The following is a 23,994-nucleotide window of genomic DNA, read 5'->3' on the forward strand; positions in this document are numbered from 1 at the left end:
CATTAAAAATGAATGGATAGTTTGTTTAAAAATATTTTGGCCGCCACTGATTTTTCGGCAATCGGAAATAATGCGGTTGACACTGCTATTGAATTGTGCAAACAATATAAAGCAGTGTTACATTTACTGCATGTAGTTGAAGAGACGAATATGGTTGACGGCGAAAAAACGGATATTGTTTCCGCTGAAGTAGAGGTGGAAACTGATTATGAAGCCCGGACACAGCTCTATAATATTTACGAAACCGTGTTACGCACCCATGATATCCGCGTACAAATCCATATGCCGCCAGGCATACCTTGCTACGAAATTTGCAAAGCGGCCACTGAAATGCCAATAGATTTAATAGTGGTTGGCCGGCACGGTACATCCGGAGAACACGAATCTTTCATGGGCTCGACTGCCAGTTGTATACTTAGGGAGGCTACTAAACCTGTAATAACCGTTCCTGCAAATTTTGAACCATCGGAATTTAAGAAAATACTATTTCCTGTGCGGCCTGGCATCAACGAAAAGTATGAAATAATTAAACCGTTATTGAATAAGCCGTTCAGTTCAGTTCATATGGTACAGGTAGACCAGGATAATGATCAAACTTTCTTCTCTGCTAAATATCAACTGCAGGAAATTGCTGCATTTTTAAAAAGTGAAGATATTTTGTGTTTCCACTCCGTATGTACTTGCCCTGATTTTGCAGTAAAAGTGCTGGAATTAAGCAAATCAACACCCACTGACTTGATTGTAATAAATACCTTACCGGATTGCAACTGTTCGTCTATTGATGCCGGTAATTATGTTCAGCAAATAGTGAGTTCTGCCACAGTTCCGGTATTATGTTTTCAGAGCGGCATGCACATAGATGGCAAAACAAAAAGATAAAAGCTTTTGGCGGGCAAATAATATGGTACGAATATAGAATAAGCAGGTAGGCCCTTGGAAAATGCCAGCAAGCTAGATCCGATCGGCAAATTTTTGTCAGATAATATTGAAATGTATTGCTGGTAAAAATAACCTGGTTATAAATGTAAAGAGCAACCCAAAGGCTGCCCATTACATTTTAAAACCCCGTAAAACCCTAAACTAAAAAAAATAAAAAAGACAGGCCTATTAAAAAAGCCCATTGCAAAATAGCAAGCAATCATTAATAATTCTTTATTCTTACTAAACAAATGTCAGGCTGTAAGATTAAAATAGTATTAAAATGAAATTAATATTTTTAGTTTTTTAAATAGGATTAACATGGTTGCCGGTTATAAATTATTACATGCATTCTATGACAGTAATGGCTGTAACAAAAGTTGAGTAAAACACAGAGATAATAATATGTGCTGCGTTAATCTACATTTGCCTCATTGCACAAGTTAACATTGGTTAATTTCCGGAACTTAAGTCAATGCGGACTTTTGTTTACAAAGCAAATGATTTATTTAAAGTATAATTGGCTGAAAATTAAAAATGTACTTGCTGTATGAATTAACTCAAATATATCATGGAAGAAATAAAAATACTTTTGGTTGAAGACGAAAAAAAAATTGCGGACACCCTTTCCAAAGGTCTTAGGGAATTGAATTATCATGTGGCAACTGCTTATGACGGCAAGATTGGCTTACGCCTTTTTGATGCTGGCAATTTTAACCTTGTAATAACGGATATCAATCTACCCGGCATAAATGGCTACGATTTATGTAAAATTATCCGGAGCCGTAACCAGCATGTACCGGTAATCATGCTGACTGCATTAGGCGCTACCAATGACAAGATTGAAGGTTTTGATGCAGGTGCGGACGATTACCTTGTAAAGCCGTTCGAATTCAAGGAACTGCTGGCCCGTATCAGGGCATTATTAAAACGCACCATGAACCAGCAGTTGCCGACAGGTAATATTTTAAGGGTAGCCGGTTTGGAATTAAATGTAGACAGTATGGAAGTAACAAGGGATGGCAAAGCAATCACTCTTACCGCAAAAGAATTTCAATTGCTAGAATATTTTATGCGTAACAGGAATCGCGTAGTAACAAGGGCAGATATCGCCGAAAGGGTATGGGACCTGGACTTTGATACAAAGACAAATGTGATTGACGTGTATGTGAATTTTCTGCGTAAGAAAATCGACAGGGAATTTGAGCAAAAATTAATTCAGACACAAGTAGGTACAGGGTATATAATGAAAGACAAATAACCAGAATGAGTATCAAATATAAAATTGCCTTTTTGTTCTCCGGGCTGGTAACCATTATACTGGCGATCGTAAGCCTGGCGGTCTTTTTTTTTAGCGCAAGGGAACGGGATAATGCGTTCAAAAAAAGACTAAAAAACCGGGCATTGAGCACGGCAAAAGTGTATTCGGATATCAATGATAACAATTACGGTGTGTTAAGAAGGTTAGATGCCGCTGCTGTCGCATCTCTTTACAATAAAAGTGTAACAATTGCGGGTTTCGGCGATGGAAAGGAATACATGTTTTCTGATACGGCGGGTGATTCGTTATATCTGTCACCGGATATTATAGAACAGGCAACAAGTGCGGACGAATATTTTTTTACTTATCAGAAAAAAAAAGCCGTGGCTCTGCATTACACCGGTGGCGATAAAAAATTTATTATCGCCGTAGCTGCTTCTGATATAGACGGGCAGGAGTATTTACAGCAGCTAAAAAAAATACTACTGATAGCCGCAGTAATGGCAGTGATGCTTTCGTTTTACGCGGGCGTTGTATTCGCCAAAAATCTTATCAATCCCATTAAACGTATTACCGGCGAGGTAAACCTCATCACTTCAAACAATTTTTCGCAGCGTATAAAAATCAATAAGGCAAAAGACGAATTAACCAAACTGGCACTCACTTTTAATAGTTTGCTCGACCGTTTGCAGGACTCCTTTGCTATCCAACGGCGGTTTATTTCCAACGCCTCTCACGAACTGTCCACTCCCCTCACGTCTGTTTCCGCACAGCTGGAAGTTGCTCTACAAAAGCCAAGAACCCAGGGAGAATACCAGGCCGTATTGGAAAGTGTTTATGAGGACATCAAAGCGCTGCATTTGCTTACCCGAAGTTTACTGGACATTGCGAAAACCGGTTCGCAGGGCAGCATAGATTTAAATGAAGTTCGGCTGGACGAAGTTTTAATGAAAGTGATCTCCGATGTTCAAAAGCAGACCGAGGGATATAAAGTGGCATTGAATTTTGAAACTTTACCTGATGATGAGCAATTATTTACAGTGTTTGGAAACTCAAACCTGCTTTACATTGCGTTCAAAAACATCATCGAGAATGGATGCAAATATTCCGATAACAAAGAATCTGCCATTTCTGTCCTGTTCGACAAAAAGGCCATTGTCATCAATGTTACCAACAGCGGGGATATTATTGCAGAGGCTGATATACAGAATATATTTCAACCTTTTTTCAGGGCGGAAAATGTTCAGCAAAAGCCGGGGTTTGGTCTGGGACTTACGTTAACAAAGCGCATTCTCTTCCTGCATAAAGGAAGCATAGCTGTTGAGTCTAACCTTGAAAAGGGCACCATTTTCACTATTGAACTTCCCAATATACTTGCTAAAATTTAACTGCTTTAAACTGTCTTCAGTGGGCAACGGTAAAATCGGGATCACTTTAAAAAGTATATGATGAGTAATGATTACCTTAAAAAGTTTTTAATTAACTGTATATTTTTTACCGTTCTGATGAGTACATTTTTTTTACAACGCTGCTGATAAAAAACTGGTTTTTCTAAATAAAATATTTTATTAATGAAGCAGGTGCCAGTACTGCATGGTAATGTAAATATTTACAGGTGTGGTCAGGAATGTGCAGCTTCGGTGTATCGCTTTTTTACCGGCGCTTGTACATCATTCCGGTTGTTAATAAATAAAGTTTGCGTAGGAAAAGCAAATTCAATTTCAACTTCTTCAAATGCTTCAAAAATGGCCAGGCATATCGCCTGTTGTACATCCATATACTTTACGTAATCTGCTGAATTGAGATAATAGACTATTTCGTAGTTGATGCTGAAATCGCCAAAAGCCTTCAGGTGTACCCGGTCAAAATGAACTTCTGGTTGAAGGGCGATGATGTCTTTAGCGATAGCGGGGATGCGCCGGAGTTTATCAGCACTGGTATTATACACAACGCCGATGCTGAAAACGATTCGCCTGCGTTCCAGCCGTTTAAAGTTTTGTATAATAGACTTCACCATTTCTGCATTGGGCATAATTAATTGCTGCCCGTCAAGGCTTCTTATATGCGACGTCTTAATACCAATGGTTTCAACTACACCACTGTTCTCGCCCATTACAATAAAGTCGCCAATCTCAAATGGCTTATCAAAAAAGATGACGATGTAACTAAAAAGATCACCCAGGATAGATTGCGCAGCAAGTGCGATGGCAATGCCACCAACGCCAAGGCCGGCTATTATGGTAGTAACGTTGTAGCCTAGGTTGTCTATCAGCATAATAATGCCCATAGCCCACACCAGTGCCCTCAATACCAGTAACATGCCATCTACCTGCCTTATCCTGTGTTGCGGCTCCTGCTTTCTTTTCATATATCCTACTACCAGCACGCTGACTAAAAAATTGGCCAGCCTGATTGTAAAGTAAGTTGTAATCACCATCATCGCTGCGCCTGCTATCTTCTCTGCCTTGGGTGAAAGGTAAAGTTGTTTTATGATGTTATAATTGATGAAAAGATAGCCGTATGACAAAATAAATTTTTCAGTAAGCTCAACCACTACATCATCCAGTTTGGTAGTTGTGCGGGTTGTAATATTTTTTAGCAGTAACAGCAATCGCCTTTTAGTTAACCTTAGCAACAGCCAGATGAAAGCAATGGCAGCTGCCACCATCATATAATTTAAGACAGTATTGCCCCCATACTATTTTCCTGGTGATGTCTTCCATGGGAAATTGTGTTGTAAATGATTTGATTGCTGCAATACTAGTAAGCAGAAATTAATGCACGATTAAAATGAAATTAAAGGCTGATTACCTTTCTGTTAAAAGCAATAAGGTTTAGTGGATGCAAATTTTAACCCGATTTTAATGAGAGCTTAATCCCGTTTTTAAAACTGGCAGGTAACGTTGTATTATAATTTACTTACTATGCAAAAGCTGTTTAATAAAATTTTAGTTCCAGTCGATTTTTCTCCCCGGTCCAAAGCGGCTGTTGAAAAAGCGGTTGAAATCGCACAGCAATATAACTGTCAGATACATTTATTACATGTTGCCAACCACTCACCTTTTACGACTATTGCCTTGGCAGAAGGGCATACAATGGTGCCTGCAATAATGGTTGAGAATAAGGTAGAACTGGAAGCCCAGATGAAACGGCTGATTAAGTACATTGAACTGCTTGCGACAGATACAGTGCAGGTTTTCTGTGGTATCCGGGAAGGTTCGTGGAATGAATCTGTCGTTGAGTATGTTTATGATAACCATATCGATCTGGTGCTGATCGGGCAAAACCGGAGCGCATTGACCAAAAGAAAAATGTTTGTAAATCCCGACTTCATTGCTGAAAAAACAAATATCCCGGTTATTACTATCCCTTCTAACAGGAGGCTCACCAAGCTGTATTCAATTGTTATTCCGGTCACCAATTTTTTGCCTGTAAGAAAATTAATGTACGGCGTGTATATCGGTTCATTTTATAATACTACCATTAAATTATTGGGTGTTGAAAATGAGCGGGTGAAAAAACAAGTTCAATATTACCTCGCAAAATCCCTGCAGTTAATAACAGACAATTGCGATGTACGGGTTGAAACTGAAATTATTGTAAGCGAGAACGTAGCCGAAGCAGTGCATGAGTTTGCAATGCTTCAGTCAGCAGACCTTGTGATTGTAAATCCCGGTACACAAACAAAAATGCCCGGATTTTTTTCGTCCCTGTTAGGAAATATTCTGCAAAAATATTCTGCTCCGCCCATACTTGCGGTAAACCCAGGTTGAATATTCACTCATCATTTTTTATAACACTATTATTTTAATTGTATGAAAAAGTTACCAATTCTATCAATACTGATCCTGCTAAATTCAATTACCACCAAGTCGCAGACAATTGAAGATGCCAGGAAAGATATATACTACGAAAAATACCAGTCTGCGAAAACTATATTGCAGTCAGTGCTTGCAAAAGGTGATGCTTCGCCGGATGCCTGGTATTGGCTGATGGAAGTTTATCTGAAAGAGAAAAATATTGACTCGGCCAATAAGATGGCATCAAAAATTCCTGCACAGTTGCTGGAACAAGGTGCAATGAAAGATCATCCCCTGGTATTTATTGGCAGGGCCCATATACTACTGGACTCAGGACTTACCACTGCAGCCAAAAGCCAGATGGAAGAGGTTTTAAAAGCAGGTAAGTATAAAAATCCCGATGCGTTGTTAGCCGCAGCACGGGCAAATATTGATAGTAAAAATGGCGATATGCCATGGGCGCTGGAACTGCTTGCCCAGGCAATAAAAAAAGACAAAAAGAATGCGGAAATATATGCTGCAATGGGAGATGCTTATTTCAAAATGACCGATGGTGGAAGAGCAATCATCAACTACGATCAGGCCATTGCGTTAAATCCAACTTATGCGGAACCTATGTATAAAACGGGGGTAATTTATAAAACGCAAAAGAATAAGGAAATATACCTGGAGAAGTTTACAAAGGCTTATGAAATGGATAGTGTTTACACACCGGCACTGTACGAGTTATACTACTATTATTATTTTACAGATGTGGTAAAAGCAAACCAGTTTCTTACTGCCTACATACGCAACTCCGATCCTGATCCCGTGCATCAATATATGGTAACAGACCTTCAATATGTATCTAAAAAATACAGGGAAGCAATTGCAGGTGCCGACAGCATTTTAAGTGAGCAGGGCAACGAAGCACAACCGCGGTTGTATAAACTGATAGCCTATAGCAAGGCTGCGCTGGGCGATTCTACGGCTGCATTGCAATACATGAATACTTATTTTGATAAACAGGATACGGCACAGATTGTGGCGAAGGATTATGAGTTAAAGGCCAACCTGCTGGAAAAACTGAGCCCGGATAAAGCAGAAGCCATTGTATGGTACAGAAAAGCGCTTGCCGCCGACAGTAACAAAAATGAAAAATTGAATTACATGATATCACTTGCTGATTTGCAACAGCAATTGGGTAACAGGGAAAGAGAATCCGTGTGGAGGGAGAGGGTTTATGAAAATAAAAAGAGCCCTACAAACCTGGATATTTATAAATGGGGCATGGCTTTATATGCTGCCGAAAATTTTGAAAAAGCGGATAGCGTGTTTGCAATTTATGAGTTGAAATATCCTGACCAGGTTCATGGCTACCTGTGGCGGGCACGAAGCAATGCATCAATAGATACAACAATGGAAAAGGGGCTTGCAGTGCCGCATTATAAAGGCTTAGTGGAAGTTGCCATTAAAGACTCTGTAAAAAATAGACCCTTATTACTGCGGGCTTATCAATACCTTGGCGCTTATGAAGCAATCATTACAAAAGATTATGCCGCATCGCTGGAGTATTACAGCAGAATTCTTGCACTGAATCCTGAAGATGCGGAAGCCGACAAAAATGCTAAAATTCTGGAGAAATGGATTAAAGATGGTAAGGGGAATAATTGACATTGAGGTAAACCTGCCGGGATTGTATTTTTTCCGGCAGGTTAATCTGTTTATGCTAAGAAATGATTGAATGAAATATAAATCTTAATAAATGAGCGGCGAAATAAAAATCAAGGTTCCGGTTAAGTTCGACACGATTAATTCCAATGACCTTTGTGAATTGATCTGGTGGTCTGCTCATTTAGGAGTTGGTCCGGAAAAGCTTTTGTCAGCAATAGACCATATCGGAAATTCGGTTCAGGAAGTGCGGAAGTATATAGGATTAATAAACGCTGATTGCAACCGGAAAGTTGTATAACTTTCTTTATTTAAGCATGCCCGGTGAGGTGTTTGAGTAAATTCTAAAATTTAAATTGTGGGCAGCAGCAGATTATCTGTTCAACAAGTAATGATAATTGGATGTTGCAATAAGTTGCTAACCTTCGTCATACAAATCACCCTGCTCCGCCAGAATCTCCCGGTATTTATTAAAGAGCTTTGTTTTAGATATAAAGCCTTTGAATTTACCTTCATTGTCAAGTACCGGCAAATACCAACTTTGTGTAACATCAAATTTTTCCATCACGGTGTGCATATCATGTTGCTGCAGTAAAATAGCAGCTGGTCTTTTCATTAATGCTTTCACAGAAATTTTATCAAATTCGTCGGGGTGAAATAGCTTTTGCTTAATATCATTTAATTCTATGATGCCGGCAAATTTCCCCTTGTTGTCTGCCACAGCATAAATATTTTTCTCACTTCGTTTTATAACTTCCACCAGTTGCTTTAATTTTTTATCTAAGCCAATACTCTCATAATTATCCTGCAGCATATCATCCAGCCGGATGGAAGTGAGAATATTTTTTTCTTTTTTTTGCGTAAATATTTGTCCTTCCATCGCCAGCTTTTTTGTCTCCATTGAATAGGGTTCGTACGATTTTACAATAAAAAATGAAATAGAAGAAACAATCATCAGCGGTATAAACAGCTCATAACCGTTGGTTATTTCGGCAATTAAAAAAATGGCTGTTAGCGGGCAATACATTACCCCGCTTAAAACACCTGCCATGCCCACCAGACTGAAGTTGCCTGCCGGTATTTGAATCCAGGATATACTGTTCAGAATCTTTGAAAAAAAGAACCCTAAATAAGATCCTGCAAAAAGCGAGGGCGCAAAGTTTCCGCCGTTGCCACCAGCACCAATAGTAATGCCTGCGGCTACTGGCTTAATTAAAACTATGAAAGCAGTGAATGCAATTATGCCCCAGTTTTCTCCAAGCAACGAAAAGAAACGGGTATTATCTGAAAAAGATTTAAATGTTCCATTAGCTACCAGTTTTACACTTCCATATCCTTCCCCAAACAATGGCGGAAACACAAAATAAATAGCAAGCAACAGCATACCGCCAACGGCAGCTTTACTATAACTCTTCATGTTCCAGCCGTGTACTTTTTTTTCTGTGCCTTTAAAAATGCGGGCATAATAGAGGGAAGTGAATCCGGCAAAGATGCCCAGCAATATGTAAAAAGGTACATTTTTATAATCAAAGCTTTGCTTGAGTACAAAATTAAAAAGTGAAGCTTCTGCCAGTATTATTTTTGAGCACAGGGCACCTACCACCGAAGAAATAATAAGTGGTATAAAATAACTTACCACCGTTTCAGCCAACAATACCTCAACAGCAAATATAACTCCGGCAATAGGGGCATTGAATACTGCAGCAATACCGGCTGCTGCGCCACATGCTATTAATAATGTGCGCTCCTGGTAATTTAAATCGCTGATTCTCGACACATTTGAACCAATGGCCGATCCTGTTGCAACGATGGGAGCTTCCAGTCCGACAGATCCTCCCAGGCCGACTGTTAGTGAACTTGTTATAACATGCAGATAAGTGTGATTCAGCGGTATAAAAGACGATCGTCTTGCAATGGCTTTCAGCACCATTGCAATTCCTTTTTCGATTTGGCCACCAAAAAAAATATTAATGATAGCAACAGTAATAAGCAGACCAACGACGGGGAAAAGCAGAAACGCAAAATCAGAAACGGGCATCTCTTTTATCCAAAGCTGCAGGTGATGCACCAGCGTTTTAAGCAGCACTGCTACAAGACCTGATGCCAGCCCGGTGATGGTTGCAATAACCATAATAAACTGCATCCGGCTAAGCCTGGAGCGGAGGAACTGAATGGTATGGTGGTATAACTTCATTAGATAATTTAATTACAATCTCTATTTACATGCATTACCTGCTGTCGGGTTAAATTCATGTAACAACATCTAAAAATAGGTGGAAAATCCAGCGATCATAAGAAGTAAAAAAATCAGTTTTTAAAAATCAACTGGATATCATTTCTGTGTAACCTCACTTTAAGCCAGTTTTCTATTTTTGACTTTTCCTGTAGCATTTTTTTTGAATTACCAGGTAATAGCACGATAAAAGTGGGCCTGGAGCCTGAGCTATCTGTAAGCATTTCAGATGGTTGTATCACCGCACTTTTCAGGTCCGGATACTGCGCTTTCAGTTCAGCATACACCTGGCTGGATAACTTTCGCATATTGCCGATACTATCCAGTTTTGCCTGTAGTATTTTTGTCTCATTCTCTTTTATTTGCAATGCCAGCGTTAACTGGCTGGATTGTTCATTTTCTGGTTCGTTTTGCTTCTCCGCCAAATAGGCAAAGCCCTGTTTTATATCAAGCTCAGCAGATTCCAGATCATACTTTTTCAGCTGGCTGTTAAGGGCTGCTATCTCGGCAGCTGTTATTTCTTTGCCACCATATACGAGGGTTATTTTTTTCTCCTTTGCATCAATTTTCTTGTTCAACAGGTAATCATTGGTAAAATGCCCTTCATTGTTGATAAAATTGTTTGCCTTTTTGGTGAACCTGTTTTGCTGCACCAGGTCGTAACCAAAATAAAGGCTCGGTATCAGGGTGATCAATACTACAATCCATACAACACGGTGGGCACGTTTTTCAGCTTTTTCATCCGGACCGGCTTTATATGGAAAATGCAGGAAGCGTACCATTATAAAAGTAGCCAGCGCTATAAAAACGGTATTGATGATGAATAAGTAAAACGCCCCGAAAAAAAAAGCAAACTGCAACGTAGCCAGTCCGTAACCTGCTGTGCAAAGTGGTGGCATTAAAGCCGTAGCAATGGCTACACCTGGAATTACGTTTCCCTTTTGCTTGCTGGATGTTGCAATGATACCGGCGAAGCCACCAAATAAAGCAATCAGTACATCATATATGTTGGGAGCGGTTCTTGCGAGAATTTCAGAGTGTGCCTCGTTTAAAGGCGACATCAAAAAAAATATTGTAGAGGTTGTTAAGGCAACACCTGTAGCTACAAGAAAATTATAAATTGCTTTGCGCAGCAAAGCCGTATCGTTAATGCCAATACCCAGCCCAAGCGCCATGATGGGGCCCATCAAAGGTGATATAAGCATAGCACCAATGATAACAGCAGTTGAATTTACATTTAAGCCAAGGGATGCCACAAATATGGCAAAGATGAGGATCCACAGATTGGTGCCGCGAAACACGGAACCTGTACTGATATTTTCAATAACAGTGGGTAAGTGCTCTTTTTCTGCGTGAAGTTTAAACTTGTTTAAGAAATTACTCAATATCCATCATTTGCAGTTTTTAAAGGTAACCATTTTGACGATACCTATACCCATGGGTGGAGGAATTCAGTCGCCACTGTAAAGCTAAATATCCAGCCCTGGCATCGGCATCGGTAAAACAAAATTGCTCAATACACTATGCTGCGCTTTAGCCACATGGTCACCAAACGATTGCATGCTCCGGTGTATTACTCCTACGTATTGTTGATTTAATTTACACACGATGCGGTCAATTACTTCCAGTTCTTTATCGATGGCGGCGCTTCGGGCTGCAGTATTTTCAGGCAACTCCCTGTTCAGCCGTTCAATAGCGTCTGCAAAATGGTGATCGACCTCCCGGTAATAGGGGATGAGCAGCGGATCGCAGGAAAAGGTTTTGATGTGCGCAAATCTTACAGCTTCTTCCAGCGCATTGTCACCATGGCTATTTCCATTATTGAGCGCCTGCAACGATATATAAACAGGTAGTAAAAGCAATTGATTATTTTCCTCTTCTGTCAGGTCATAAAACGGTTTCATAAATCATTTGTTTAGTGATGTTACTTTATTTAAAACATATGCAGCAAAGCCGGTGCCGTTAAAATAGGTGCTCAACCATGCCGAAGATGTAAAGGTGCCGTTTTTGGTTACTGAAGGGATTAAAGCAGGATTAAAATCTGATTAAAATCCTGGTGGAGGGTGCTACCTGTTTAGTTGTTGAAAGGGGATTTATTTTACCTGTTCGGAGCGCAAATCCTCACTAAACGGGGCTTTACACTTATTGCGTTGCTTCTTACAGAATATAACAGGAAGTCCCGTGGTTTGGTCTAAAACCGTGTTGTACCCGGTGTTAGCGCCTGCTGCAATATCTTTGTGCCGGTACAGCGATACTCTGAAGCACCTGCCTAGCTTAATAATTAAATTTAAAGAGGTATTGCTTCAACAAAATATTATTAAAAACGCACCTGGTACTTATGGAAGTTTTTGGTCTTTTTTCGATATTAATAACACTGGCAGCTTTTTTTTCTTATATCAACGTAAGGCTGTTTAAACTTCCTTCCGGTATCAGCCTCATGATGATGGGCACCCTTGTTGCCGTGGCCGTTGTTGCGGCAGGTTATTTTTCTTCAGCCATTGCCGCAGAAATAAAGGCACAATTATCCCTTATAAATTTTTCTGAATTCCTGCTCGGCATACTGCTTAGCTTTTTACTTTTTGCAGGTTCATTGCATGTTCATTTGCATGACCTGAGAAAAGCAGCTAAAAGCATCGGCAGCTTTGCAACCCTGGGTACCGTTCTTTCAACTTTTATTATTGGTGTTATTTTTTATTTTTTAATGCAGATCTTTCAGCATCCTGTTCCCGTAATTTATTGCCTGCTGTTCGGGGCTTTAATATCTCCCACAGATCCGATTGCGGTAATGAGTATTTTAACAAAGGCCAATCTGTCAAAATCAATTGAAACAAATATTGTTGGGGAATCCCTTTTTAATGATGGTATAGGAGTGGTAATATTTGCCACCATTGCAAACATTGTAGCAGTTGGATTAGAGAATACCAGCGCAAGCGATATCGGATTGCTTTTTCTTCGTGAAGCCGCCGGAGGTATTGTTACCGGTTTAATCATAGGATTTTTGGGTTACCACATGATGAAGTCCATTGACAATTTTCAAACTGAAATTTTGATATCGCTGGCAATGGTAATGGGTGGTTACAGCCTTTGTCATTACCTGCATGTTTCGGGCCCCCTGGCAATGGTTGTTGCCGGTATCATGACGGGAAACAGGGGCAAGGAGCGGGCTATGAGTGATACAACAAGAGATTACCTGGGGAAATTCTGGGAGGTAACGGACGAGATACTGAATGCAGTACTTTTTATGCTGATCGGGCTGGAGATTGTAGTAGTTAATTTTCAGTTCAGCTATATTTTTATCGGCATCATTACTGCAATACTGGTAGTACTCGCCAGGTATATTTCATTGTGGATACCTGCATGGTCTTTTGGATTTAAAAAAGAATTGGGTACTAAAACACTTGCTATCATGACCTGGGGAGGATTGCGTGGCGGCATCTCCATTGCGCTGGCTTTATCAATGCCGGCAAATCCTTATAAAGATACCATTGTATCCATCACATTTGTGGTGGTACTTTTCTCTGTGTTGGTGCAGGGATTTTCCATAAAAAAATTAATCAATTGGCTGTGCCGGTGATGATGTAAAGATGTAAACCTGAATCTCCATGCCGGGTTGCTATGGTTCAGATTTATAGATTACATGATGCCTGGATAACTATCGTGCCTGACCGCAGGTCATATGAGGTCCGCCGGTAAGCTGAACGGGCAACTGATCTTTACCTGCCTCGGAAAATGAATGGTGTGCTGTTTTCCTGACTGCCGGCGCATATCTTTATCCATGTTCGTTTACAGCTTTTTCCGTTCAAATGCGCCTGTCTTTCTGCAACCGCCAAACCGTAATACCAGTCGAATGCCTGTGTTCACTGCTTTTAAAGCGCTGGCGTAGCACCTTGTTTAAAAAATTTTGGATCAATTACAGGAAGAATTGAATTGTGCAGCCACGTGCCTCTGAATCCAGTAAACATAATGCCCCGCATGGTGCCGATAGTAATAATATTAAGCGTTTCCAGGATTGTATCGGGTATGGTTGCAGCATCGCCATTGCTGATAATTACTTCTTCAAAGTTGATGATGTCAAAAGTGCAGGCAATTGTTATGCTCGCAGGTGTACCTTCCAATGTTGCAATCATCATTTTTACCTGGAACGGTTTACAATTTTTTACTTGCCTTGTCAATGCTCACATCAATCGCCAGGTTAAATTGTGTTTCAGGCGATGCCCTTTTCGGGCAATACTAAGGCACTAAAAGATTTTTCAATTAAAAATAGGCAGGGTTAATTTATGATGTGGCGCTAAAGGTGTGGCAGTAATACGGATGTTTTTTGACATGCCGATTGTTGTTTTGCCCGAGTAGTGCAGATGATCATAGCGAACGGTACTGCCGCCCATTACAACTGCCAGGTATTCTTTTACAATTACTTCGGGCTTTGGTTCAGTAATCATCACCAGCTTAATGCCCAATACTGCTTCAATATCAAACAAGGTATCGGTGGTAAAATTATGTGTACCACTCAGCCATTTGCTTATTACAGATGGATGCTGATCCATTTGTTGGGCAAAGCGGGAATTATTAAGTCCCTTTTCTTTTATCGCATCCTGAATTTTTGCCGCCAGCATCAGCTGCTTTTTTGTTTTTTCAAATGCGGTGGCAGAGCGGCTTTTTTGCAACTGCTGTATGGCAGCACTTATTTGTCTTGTTGGCTTATTCATCCTTGTTGATTGTGTAATTAAAACCTGTGTTTGATTCGGGGCCTTCATTGGTTATGGATAACGAACCATCACGAACTGCTTCAGCAAGCACTGCTGAAATCTGCGGTTTGCATGCACTTAGCTTTATTTACGCAACGCTTCTCTTAAAACCTGCTGCAATAATTTTTCATTTTGTGCTGCGCTTTGTTTGATGCTTTCTTCTAACTCATCGCAATTTTGCATTAACTCGTCGATTTTTTTTACAATTCGATTTTGCTCCATCAAAGGAGGAATTGGAATTAGTGAGCTTGAAAATCTATTCAATGCCATTTTTTGAACTCCAACTTGTTTTGTTTTATCAATGAATTGCATTTGACAAAAAGGACTATCTAAACATTTCCATAAAAAAAATTTATCAACCAATATCGGTGTAATTTTCGCAGCATTTTCTGTGAAATTCATATCGTGGAATTTTTCAGGGATCAAGCCACATTTGCCAATTGTTCCGCCGACTATGGTCATATAAATATCATCTTTACTTATTGTATATTGCATCCGCAAGGCTGTATTTTAAAATTGCGTCCGGTATTACAAGATCTGTCCAAAACAATCTATAATAAGGCAAGTGTACATAACCTACGCAGTACGCCTGTATTAATTAATTGCGCCTTCTGCAAATGAGTCATGCGAACTGCACAGTAAAAAAATATTGGTCATTGAGATTGGCTCCTGCGTCGCCAACCACAATTCAGGATATTTCAAATTGCTTCAGGCGTACCAACAAAACTCCGGAGACTGTACAAAAGCAGATTTCTTTACAATAAATTTCTAAAACTCATTCATCCCTATCAGCCGCAAATTTCTTGACAGGTTTGGCAAAAGCAAGGTCTGCGCCCCGACTAAGGTCGGGCCTTGCCAGGGTTTTGTAAAAACAATCTCCATCCGCCGCGGCGGATAGTATTCTTTTTACAAAAACCTTGCTTTTGCCAAACGCTGTTTCAAGGCCGGGTTGCTACGATCAGGATGGAATAAGGACTATAAATGGTTTTAAAGGCAATCGAAATAAAGGTTAAACAGGAAGCAATGCAACTGCACAACGTTTGGCCTTGCCTGCATGTTGGCAACAAGCTGGTTCTTCTGTATATGGGCTATGCGTTTTTAAATTTAATACCTGGTGTTATAGAAATCTTTTATGGCGACACCTTCTTTTTTAGACAAAATGAAAATACCGGTTTAGAGTGTTTAGCTGGGGCTCAGATAGATACTATTGACCTCGGTAAAATGTATACTGTTTATTCAGAGATTAGCATAACTGTTTCTTTAAATTAAAATGCCTTAACTTTTGCTGGCTGGCCAGCCGGCCGAAGACACAGGAATTAACATTCTTAGATCTTCCCCTCTCATCTCTTGAACTGGTAACCGAAGTAAATGCCGGCAGTGCTTTTATTTTCCGGCTGCCGGTTTACCATAGCAGTTAGCAGTTATGCATACCGGGCAATTTAACATTTTTGTTAAAGATCAGCTTTTGTGAAAATGACATGCTTTCGTGATTATTTCGTGATACTTAAAAAATAATTTTACACTATTAAATTATCAAACACAGATCATGAAAAAAATTCAATCAGTATTATTGGCGGCGCTGTTGCTGTTTACAGCCGGTTACACCGAAGCACAATCTAAAAAATATCCTGACCCACCCATGGCAACTGATAAAACTGTCTATCCGTTGAAATTATCAGATGCAGCATGGAAGGCCCGGTTAACACAAGAACAATACTATATTCTGCGCCAGGAAGGAACTGAAAAGCCAGGCACCGGAAAGTATGACCATTTTTATAAAAAAGGTACCTATTATTCAGCGGCATCACTGCAACCAGTTTTCAGTTCGGAGACGAAATTTAACTCCGGCACCGGATGGCCAAGTTTTTTTGCACCCATCAATCCCGATGCCGTGAGGTTGGTAGTGGACAATAGTTTTGGAAGCACCCGCATAGCCGTTGTTGATAGCAAAAGCGGCTCCCATCTAGGCCATGTATTTGACGATGGGCCGGCACCCACCGGCAAACGTTATTGTATGAATTCTGCCGCACTCATTTTTGTACCTGAAGGTGCACAACCACCTGTAAATTCAAAATAAAAATAAATAAAATGAAACTCATATTCGCCATTCTTTTCCTGCTGTCTATAGGCCTGATTTCTTCAGCGCAAAGCAGTAAATTAAATTTCGTACCCGGTTCAACAAAACCCTTACCCAACGAAGCGGTGGCTACTTTTGCCGAAGGTTGCTTCTGGCATGCCGAAATTGTCTTTCAAAGCCTGGATGGCGTAAGGGATGCCGTTTCAGGATATGCCGGTGGCACCGATATAAATCCCACTTACGAAAAAGTTGCCGGTGGAAACACCGGTCATGCAGAAACTGTGCAGGTGTATTACGATCCTTCCAGAATAAGTTATGAAACACTGGTCAAAGCCTTTTTCGCCAGCCAGGATCCTACTACTTTGAACAGGCAGGGCAATGATGCCGGCACAGAATACCGTTCGATGGCTTTTTACAGAAATGAAACAGAAAAGCAGGTTATTGAGAGCGAGATAAAACGTCTTACCAGTCTTAAAGTCTACAAAAACAACATTGTTACCGAAGTGGTGCCATTTAAGAAGTTTTATCCAGCAGAAGACTATCACCAGGAATACATTCATAACAATCCGGGCAACCCATATGTAGCAAATGTTTCTATTCCTGAGTTTTTGTCTTTTAAGAAAAAATTTAAAGCAAATTATAAATAGTACAATTGTATAAAATGAAAAAGCTATTCTTGCTATCAGCCATTGGTAGTATATTGCTTGCAGCTGTCGCTTTCCGGCCACAGTTGCAACCGAAAACGTCCCTTCAACCTGTTGCTGTTATTGAATTATTTACATCCCAGGGTTGCTCCAGTTGTCCTGCGGCAGATCAATTGCTGGCGCAGACAATCAATGCATCAAAAAAGGATGGCCGTAAGATCTTTGCACTTTCTTTTCATGTCGATTACTGGAACCGGCTGGGATGGGCAGACCCTTTTAGCACAAAAGAATTTTCGCAACGGCAAAGGACTTACGCAGCGAAGCTAAATGACAAATCTGTCTATACCCCGCAGATGGTGGTGAACGGCAGCAGACAGTTTGTTGGCTCAGATGAAAACGATTTAAAAGATGCGCTGGGCAAATCTTTAAAGACTGTGCCTATGGCTGCATTTAAAACACTTACTGTCAATTTGCAAAATGATGCGCCACCACAGGTAAAATTTTCGCTGGAAGGAAATTATGAAGACTGTACAATAAATTTCGCATTGGTATCAGACAGCGAAACCACTTCAGTAAAAAGGGGCGAAAACAGCGGTCTATCGCTCACCAATGAAAATGTTGTACGGCAGTTGATTACTGCTCCTGCAACAGCAGCAGGGACAATTAATTTTAAACGGGCGCCTGTACCTGCGGACAATAACATGCGGGTGATTGCTTACCTGCAGCAGAGCAATAGCCTTAAAATAATTGGTGCAGCAATGGCCGAAATAAAGTGACAAGAGCAAGGCCAATTTCTTAACTTAGACAACGTTAATACTTTGCGTGGGCAGCGTATTGCATGTAAGCCGAAGCAATATAAATGAATAGTAGCACCCAATAAAAGGCAATGAAGTTGAATCGTAACAGTATACCAAACCATTACTATAAATGAAGAAAATTAAAGAAAAACATCCGCTGGCTATCAGGTGGGCACACTGGGTAAACTTTCCTGTGCTGATGATTATGATCTGGTCAGGCATGCTGATTTACTGGGCCAATGATGTATACTCCATCACTTTGTTTGGACATACTTATTTTAAATTTTTTCCTGAATCGTTCAATAAATTTTTAGACATACCCTTTCGCCTGGCAGAAGGCATGGCCTTTCATTTTCTTTTTATGTGGTTCTTCGCCATAAATGGAGTGTTATATGTTTTGTATACAGCCATCTCAGGCGAATGGCGACAATTGTTACCTAACCGGCATTCTTTTAAAGAAGCCTGGCTGGTAGTGCTGCACGACCTCCATATCAGGAAGATGCTGCCGCCACAAAATAAATACAATGCCGCCCAGCGCATCGCTTATACCAGTATCATCTTGATGGGCTTCGGTTCTTTATTCACCGGCCTTGCCATCTATAAGCCGGTACAGTTTTACTGGATCACCTGGCTTTGCGGCGGTTACCACCTTGCAAGAATTGAACATTTTATTTTAACCATCGGCTATGTATTGTTTTTTCTCATTCACATCATCCAGGTAATTATAGCCGGGTGGAATAATTTCAGGTCAGTGATATCGGGATTTGAAATCGTAAAGGAACAGCCAATCAACAACATTAAAATCAGTGAAGATGAAAAACCGGTTTAACAAGCAACCTGCAGAAAAAATACTGTCACAAAAACAAATCAACCGCCGCAATTTTATTGCCTTCACAGGTTTTATCGGGTTAAATGCACTGGCATATGGCGGCTGGCGTTGGTTGTATAAATCTCCGGAAGAAACAAGCGGAGTCACCGCAGGTGCCCGAAAGCCATTGAGACGGGCACTTAATCAAAATGAATTGCTTTTGAGGAAGACTTTCAGCAACGATCACCTGGTAAAAACCTACCCGGTATCAATGGCCGATCCCAATGTAAGGGTGAATAGCGAAATAGGTATGGAGGATCCGGGTTTTGATGCCAAAACCTGGTCGCTGACCATCCATAAAAAAGATGGCAGCAAATTACAGGTAAGCTTGCATGATATACTGGCCTTGCCTAAAACAGAAATTGTGTACGACTTTAAATGCGTGGAAGGGTGGGACCAGATTTCGCATTGGGGCGGTGTTAAGTTCAGCGATTTTATATCACACTACAATTTGCAGGAAGAGGCAGCATTACAATATGTTGGTATGGCTACGCCAGACAAAGCCTATTATGTAGGCCTGGATATGCCCAGTGCAATGCATCCCCAAACCTTGCTGGCATATGAAGTAAATGGCAAGCCGTTACCCATGAGGCATGGCCAGCCATTGCGACTCATCATCCCTGTAAAATATGGTATCAAAAACCTGAAACGGATAGGCACCATTTCGTTCAGTGATGAACGACCGCCGGATTATTGGGCGGAACAGGGGTACGATTATTATTCGGGTTTATAAGAGTTTTTTTCTTAGAAACATTGAAATGTTAAACTGATAGCAGGCATGGCAGAACACTGGTGAAGTAATCAATTCAAATTTTTCAACCGATTTACGCAATAATTATTTTCATCTTTGTCAAATAGCGTAAAATGAGGTAATGCCGCGTAATATTTTGGAATAAGAAATTACGTGATAGACAAAAAAATACACTGAAAAAATTAAATTATTGATAATCAAAGCTGATTTGGTTCCTGAAAAACCTGCTCGGGTCTAATTCTCCGGTATCAAAAAGCATCGTAGTGCCATCAGGGAAAATATAAAAGGCAGCTTTGCCTCTGACGGTATTGATATGGCGCAGGTCAAGATATCCTTCCTGCCAGGGTGGTAATGACCTGCCCGGCACAAATGGTTGTGCCGGGCAGGTCAATGCCGTCAATAAAATGAAAACAATCAACAAGCCATTTCTCATTTATATATTTTTATCAGAAAGAATAACGGGCACCCAATTGAACTGAGTAATAGGTAGCCGTTTTTATTTTAGTACTTGCATTGGTGTTTACACTGTATTTGTAAGAATTGGTTTCTGCATTAAAGCCGTTAACATTGTACAGGTTGGTATTAATGATCTGGCTATAGCCACCCTATTTATATTGATCAAATTCAGTACATTGAAACAGTCTGCTCACAAAGTAATTTTATGTGTCTTTAAGCATAATAACCAATTTTAAGAAAGGTGGGAAAAAAATGTTACAAGCACAGCGCATAGGCCAACGTTTTACTTAACATAGACGTAACATGTTGGTAACACAAAATTAACATTCAGCTGGTTGCTTTGCATAAATAAAAAAATGCAAAAAATTATGCGAAAGTTAGTGGCAGTTTTGTTAATTTTTCTCGCTAGCAATTGTTGGGCCCAGGAGACGGTATCAACTTTGAGCGGCCGGATAACCGATGAAAAGGGAGGGATTGTTTCCGGAGCATCCGTGCAAATAACCCATGTGCCTACAGGAGAGGTAAGTAAGACACAAACAAATAAAAACGGTATATTCAGGCTGACCAATTTAAGACCTGGGGGTCCCTACACAATAGCAATCAGTTTTGTAGGATTTAAAGATGAACGCGCCCAGGATGTAAACCTTAGCCTGGGAACCAACCCTGATCTGAATGTAGTGATGAAGGTAAATACTTCCAGCCTGGAAGCCGTTGTAGTAACAGGTAACAGAAGAATCAGCGGAGTTACCATCGGCAAGGCTCAGTTAAATACGCTGCCGACTATTGGTAGAAGTTTAAGTGATTTTACACGTTTAACACCCCAATCAAATAATAACTCTTATGCCGGAACAAACTTCCGGTACAACAACCTCACGCTGGACGGAGCAATCAATAATGACGCTTTCGGATTCAGTAATTCGGCGGGTGGTACAAGCGGAGGTGGCCAAAGCGGCACTGCCGGAGCCGGCACCCGTACAACGCCTTACAGTATCGATGTGATCCAGGAAGTACAAGTGCAGCTGGCGCCCTATGATGTTAAAATCGGTAATTTTACAGGAGGCAGCGTGAATGCTGTTACCAAGAGTGGCAGCAATGATTTCCACGGCTCTGTTTATGGTTATGGCAGAAACCAGGCGCTGGTTGGTAAAAGTGTGGATGGACTAAAATCAAAAATAGGTTCCGATTTTCATGACTACCAATATGGTGCTACCGTAAGTGGTCCTCTTGTTAAAAATAAGGCTTTCTTTATTGTTAACTATGAGCATACCGACAAGCAGGAACCCAGTACAAATAATATAGGTGATCCCGGGGCAGCAGCAACATTGGCCGAAGTGCAGGCAATAGCCAACCAGTTAAAAACCAAGTATGATTATGACCCGGGAAGTTACCTGGGAGCCTATAAAATTTTTACAAAAAGCGACAAGGTTTTTGCACGTCTTGATTTTAATCTGAACACCAAAAATTCTTTGATGTTGCGTGCCATTTATACTGATGGTGTTGGAAACAATCTGGAACGTTCATCAAATAATTTTCAGTTTGGTTCAACAGATTTTACGCAGCACACCAAGAATTTAAACCTGGTAGCGGAATTGAAAACGAGACTGAGCGCAGATGTCAGCAACCAGTTAAATGTTAGCTATATCAATGTACACGAGTTCAGGGATTTTCCGGGCACTATTGCACCATATATAGACATTGACAACGGCCGCATTACCCTCGGTACATGGAGAGAAGCGTCTATTTACAATCTAAAGCAACACACGGTTGAAATCAGTGACAACGTCACTGTCAACAAGGGCATTAATAAATTTACTTTCGGTACACACAATGAGATTTATAATCTCAGCTATGGATTTATCAATTCATATAATGGCAGGTGGGAATATAGCAGGGGAGTGAACAGCTTTTTGGCAGATAACCCGAGCAGAATACGTGGCGCCTTCATTACAGACCCGAAGCTTTCCAATGACAGGAACAGCATTTATAACAATCCGCCCAATCCGTTTTCTGTTGCGCTTACCAGCGTATATGCCCAGGATGAAATCAGCGTAAACAAGAAATTTAAATTGTCACCGGGTGTAAGACTTGATTATTCCTTTGTTGGTTCACAGCCTTACCTGGATCCAGCGTTAAAAACTACCAATTCCGCTGGTTACACATCGCCTGCTCCGACTTATACAAACACTCCCTTTAAAGATTTAACTGGTAAACTGCCGTCGAGATTGGCTGTGTCGCCACGTTTGGGATTTAACTATGATGTAAAGGGTGACCAGTCAATTATTATTCGTGGTGGAACAGGTATATTCACCGGAAGGGTTCCATTTGCATGGTACGGTTATGCCTATACGCTGAATGGAGGAACATACGGAAACATTGACTGGAATGGCCCTTCAGGTCCGGTAGGCAGTACGCCTGGCCAGGTAGTTCCTCTTGCAATTAATCCTCAGGGCTTAAAAGATACAGTAACTAAATATGGAGGCGCTTCAAGAAGCAGCACGCGTGAGATTGATGTTTTTGATAATAATTTTAAATTGCCAACAGTTTGGCGTAGCAGTATTGCAGCCGATTTTAAATTTGGCAATGGTTACAAATTTACAGTCGATGCATTGTACACCAAAACCATTTATGATGTAAAGTATGAGCAAATAAATCTGAAGGATTCCGTGGCTTATTTTTCCACTGGCCCGACTCAGATACCGGTTTATGTAGGAGGAAAATACAACAGTGCGTTTTCCAATGTTTATTATCTTACCAACACAAAACTTGGGTACAGATATAACCTGACTGCACAAATTTCCAAGTTTACCAATAATATTAAAATAGGCTCACGTTTGTTTAACATGAACTGGAGTGCCGCATATACTTATGGCATGAGCAAGGATATTACCAATGGTATCCGTAACTCATGGGAGAGCAGCTACAATGTAAATCCTACCAATACGCCGAGTAATTCTCCCATGGCTTATTCCAATTTTGATTTGCGTAACAGAATCGTTGCTACCTGGTCAGGTAACCTCGCCTGGAACAAAACGAACATCACTTCCCTGTCTTTCTTTTATGCTGGAACATCGGGAAGTCCCTACAGTTTAATTTATCAGTCAGCGCCCTTTGGCTCCGGATCAAATGCACCTTTACCCTATATTCCCAGAAATCAATCGGACATCGTTTTAGTGGATAAGGGAAGTTATACGGCCGCACAGCAATGGAGTGACCTGGATGCCTTTATCAGCAGTGATAAATATCTGAACAGCCGCCGTGGTAAGTATGCGGAGCGTAATGGATTGCGTACACCCTGGAATCACGACCTGGATATGAAACTGATGCATGAATTCAGGTTGAGCAAGACAAATAAATTCAAATCACTGCAGTTGAGCCTGGACATTTTCAATGTATTGAATTTAATCAACAGCGATTGGGGGCATGTTACTTTTGTAACCAATCTAAATAACTATACAGTTAACTTCCTGCAGTTTGTAAGTGATGGTACGCACAAAGTGGGTGCACCTGCAACAGGCTATGTGCCATCATTTAATTTTGTAAGACCAACTGGCGTAAACAATCATTATTATACGGTGGATCCTTTAAACAGCCGCTGGCAGGGACAGTTCGGCATAAAATATAATTTTTAAAGAACGCTAACATTCACAAGCGGGTTTCAATCCGCTGGCATAACAAACCGGCCTATTATGCATTGGCTGGTTTGTTATGTTTTTAAATTCAATCGTACTTCATGGCAAAAATGCCATCATACGCTGAAGGTTCTCAACAGCTCTCAGTGGCTTTTCTGAGACGAT

22 protein-coding genes are annotated in these 23,994 nt (G+C 40.6%); 14 read left to right on the plus strand and 8 right to left on the minus strand.

From position 1 onward, the window contains the following. Nucleotides 1–12 precede the first annotated feature (12 nt). From QWZ08_RS13635 to QWZ08_RS13645, 3 genes are all read left to right on the plus strand, one after another. Nucleotides 13–879, plus strand: a complete 867-nt coding sequence (locus QWZ08_RS13635) for a universal stress protein (RefSeq protein WP_290337995.1) — start codon at nt 13–15, stop codon at nt 877–879. A 610-nt stretch (nt 880–1,489) separates the two neighbouring features. Further along, nucleotides 1,490–2,179: a response regulator transcription factor gene (locus tag QWZ08_RS13640; protein WP_290337996.1), complete on the plus strand. Its 690-nt coding sequence runs from the start codon at nt 1,490–1,492 to the stop codon at nt 2,177–2,179. Nucleotides 2,180–2,184: 5 nt separating this feature from the next. Beyond that, nucleotides 2,185–3,567, plus strand: coding sequence for a HAMP domain-containing sensor histidine kinase (locus QWZ08_RS13645; RefSeq protein WP_290337997.1), 1,383 nt, complete (start codon nt 2,185–2,187; stop codon nt 3,565–3,567). A gap of 233 nt (nt 3,568–3,800) precedes the next feature. On the opposite strand, the gene QWZ08_RS13650 is transcribed toward QWZ08_RS13645, so the two are convergent. Next, nucleotides 3,801–4,850 carry a mechanosensitive ion channel family protein gene (locus QWZ08_RS13650; protein ID WP_290337998.1) on the minus strand — a complete coding sequence of 350 codons (1,050 nt, stop codon included), beginning with the start codon at nt 4,848–4,850 and terminating at the stop codon, nt 3,801–3,803. 253 nt (nt 4,851–5,103) lie between these two features. On the opposite strand from QWZ08_RS13650, the gene QWZ08_RS13655 reads away from it, so the two are divergent. The 3 genes from QWZ08_RS13655 to QWZ08_RS28215 all read left to right on the plus strand — a co-directional run bounded on the left by QWZ08_RS13655 (nt 5,104) and on the right by QWZ08_RS28215 (nt 7,930). Beyond that, nucleotides 5,104–5,952, plus strand: a complete 849-nt coding sequence (locus QWZ08_RS13655) for a universal stress protein (protein ID WP_290337999.1) — start codon at nt 5,104–5,106, stop codon at nt 5,950–5,952. Nucleotides 5,953–5,994: 42 nt separating this feature from the next. Beyond that, nucleotides 5,995–7,632, plus strand: coding sequence for a tetratricopeptide repeat protein (locus tag QWZ08_RS13660; protein ID WP_290338000.1), 1,638 nt, complete (start codon nt 5,995–5,997; stop codon nt 7,630–7,632). A gap of 91 nt (nt 7,633–7,723) precedes the next feature. Beyond that, the gene (locus QWZ08_RS28215; protein WP_353960489.1) at nt 7,724–7,930 is read left to right on the plus strand and encodes a DUF3606 domain-containing protein; all 207 of its coding nucleotides are present in this window, start codon (nt 7,724–7,726) and stop codon (nt 7,928–7,930) included. Between the two features lie 117 nt (nt 7,931–8,047). Here QWZ08_RS28215 and QWZ08_RS13665 read toward each other — a convergent pair whose 3' ends face one another. The 3 genes from QWZ08_RS13665 to QWZ08_RS13675 all read right to left on the minus strand — a co-directional run bounded on the left by QWZ08_RS13665 (nt 8,048) and on the right by QWZ08_RS13675 (nt 11,766). After that, the gene (locus QWZ08_RS13665) at nt 8,048–9,823 is read right to left on the minus strand and encodes a chloride channel protein (protein WP_290338001.1); all 1,776 of its coding nucleotides are present in this window, start codon (nt 9,821–9,823) and stop codon (nt 8,048–8,050) included. 113 nt (nt 9,824–9,936) lie between these two features. Continuing rightward, entirely contained in the window at nt 9,937–11,247 is a 1,311-nt protein-coding gene (locus QWZ08_RS13670; RefSeq protein ID WP_290338002.1) for a TIGR00341 family protein, read from the minus strand. An 84-nt stretch (nt 11,248–11,331) separates the two neighbouring features. Then, entirely contained in the window at nt 11,332–11,766 is a 435-nt protein-coding gene (locus QWZ08_RS13675; protein WP_290338003.1) for a hypothetical protein, read from the minus strand. Nucleotides 11,767–12,200: 434 nt separating this feature from the next. Between QWZ08_RS13675 and QWZ08_RS13680 the strand changes: the two genes are divergently transcribed. After that, nucleotides 12,201–13,436 carry a cation:proton antiporter gene (locus tag QWZ08_RS13680; RefSeq protein ID WP_290338004.1) on the plus strand — a complete coding sequence of 412 codons (1,236 nt, stop codon included), beginning with the start codon at nt 12,201–12,203 and terminating at the stop codon, nt 13,434–13,436. 292 nt (nt 13,437–13,728) lie between these two features. On the opposite strand, the gene QWZ08_RS13685 is transcribed toward QWZ08_RS13680, so the two are convergent. The 3 genes from QWZ08_RS13685 to QWZ08_RS13695 form a co-directional block, all read right to left on the minus strand. Beyond that, nucleotides 13,729–13,992, minus strand: coding sequence for a hypothetical protein (locus QWZ08_RS13685; protein WP_290338005.1), 264 nt, complete (start codon nt 13,990–13,992; stop codon nt 13,729–13,731). Between the two features lie 120 nt (nt 13,993–14,112). Beyond that, a complete protein-coding gene (locus QWZ08_RS13690; protein ID WP_290338006.1) occupies nt 14,113–14,568 on the minus strand; it encodes a helix-turn-helix domain-containing protein in 456 nt (151 codons plus the stop codon). 123 nt (nt 14,569–14,691) lie between these two features. Further along, complete coding sequence (locus QWZ08_RS13695; RefSeq protein ID WP_290338007.1) at nt 14,692–15,102, minus strand: restriction endonuclease subunit S; 411 nt, start codon at nt 15,100–15,102, stop codon at nt 14,692–14,694. Nucleotides 15,103–15,630: 528 nt separating this feature from the next. On the opposite strand from QWZ08_RS13695, the gene QWZ08_RS13700 reads away from it, so the two are divergent. The 6 genes from QWZ08_RS13700 to QWZ08_RS13725 all read left to right on the plus strand — a co-directional run bounded on the left by QWZ08_RS13700 (nt 15,631) and on the right by QWZ08_RS13725 (nt 19,726). Then, nucleotides 15,631–15,876 (plus strand): hypothetical protein, encoded by a 246-nt coding sequence (locus QWZ08_RS13700; RefSeq protein ID WP_290338008.1) that lies wholly within the window; start codon nt 15,631–15,633, stop codon nt 15,874–15,876. 277 nt (nt 15,877–16,153) lie between these two features. After that, nucleotides 16,154–16,684: a peptide-methionine (R)-S-oxide reductase MsrB gene (gene msrB, locus QWZ08_RS13705; RefSeq protein WP_290338010.1), complete on the plus strand. Its 531-nt coding sequence runs from the start codon at nt 16,154–16,156 to the stop codon at nt 16,682–16,684. Between the two features lie 11 nt (nt 16,685–16,695). Then, nucleotides 16,696–17,331 (plus strand): peptide-methionine (S)-S-oxide reductase MsrA, encoded by a 636-nt coding sequence (gene msrA / locus QWZ08_RS13710; protein ID WP_290338011.1) that lies wholly within the window; start codon nt 16,696–16,698, stop codon nt 17,329–17,331. Nucleotides 17,332–17,345: 14 nt separating this feature from the next. After that, entirely contained in the window at nt 17,346–18,104 is a 759-nt protein-coding gene (locus tag QWZ08_RS13715) for a DUF1223 domain-containing protein (RefSeq protein WP_290338012.1), read from the plus strand. A gap of 151 nt (nt 18,105–18,255) precedes the next feature. After that, entirely contained in the window at nt 18,256–18,954 is a 699-nt protein-coding gene (locus QWZ08_RS13720) for a cytochrome b/b6 domain-containing protein (RefSeq protein ID WP_290338013.1), read from the plus strand. Then, complete coding sequence (locus tag QWZ08_RS13725; RefSeq protein ID WP_290338014.1) at nt 18,938–19,726, plus strand: molybdopterin-dependent oxidoreductase; 789 nt, start codon at nt 18,938–18,940, stop codon at nt 19,724–19,726. The genes QWZ08_RS13720 and QWZ08_RS13725 overlap by 17 nt, the downstream gene beginning before the upstream one ends. Before the next feature lie 205 nt (nt 19,727–19,931). On the opposite strand, the gene QWZ08_RS13730 is transcribed toward QWZ08_RS13725, so the two are convergent. Continuing rightward, complete coding sequence (locus tag QWZ08_RS13730; RefSeq protein WP_290338015.1) at nt 19,932–20,177, minus strand: hypothetical protein; 246 nt, start codon at nt 20,175–20,177, stop codon at nt 19,932–19,934. A 463-nt stretch (nt 20,178–20,640) separates the two neighbouring features. Here QWZ08_RS13730 and QWZ08_RS13735 point away from each other — a divergent pair, with 463 nt between their 5' ends. Next, nucleotides 20,641–23,829, plus strand: coding sequence for a TonB-dependent receptor (locus QWZ08_RS13735; protein ID WP_290338016.1), 3,189 nt, complete (start codon nt 20,641–20,643; stop codon nt 23,827–23,829). Nucleotides 23,830–23,994: the final 165 nt, after the last annotated feature.

This window comes from Ferruginibacter paludis (genome assembly GCF_030409685.1).
In the GTDB taxonomy this organism is placed as follows: Bacteria; Bacteroidota; Bacteroidia; order Chitinophagales; family Chitinophagaceae; genus Ferruginibacter; species Ferruginibacter paludis.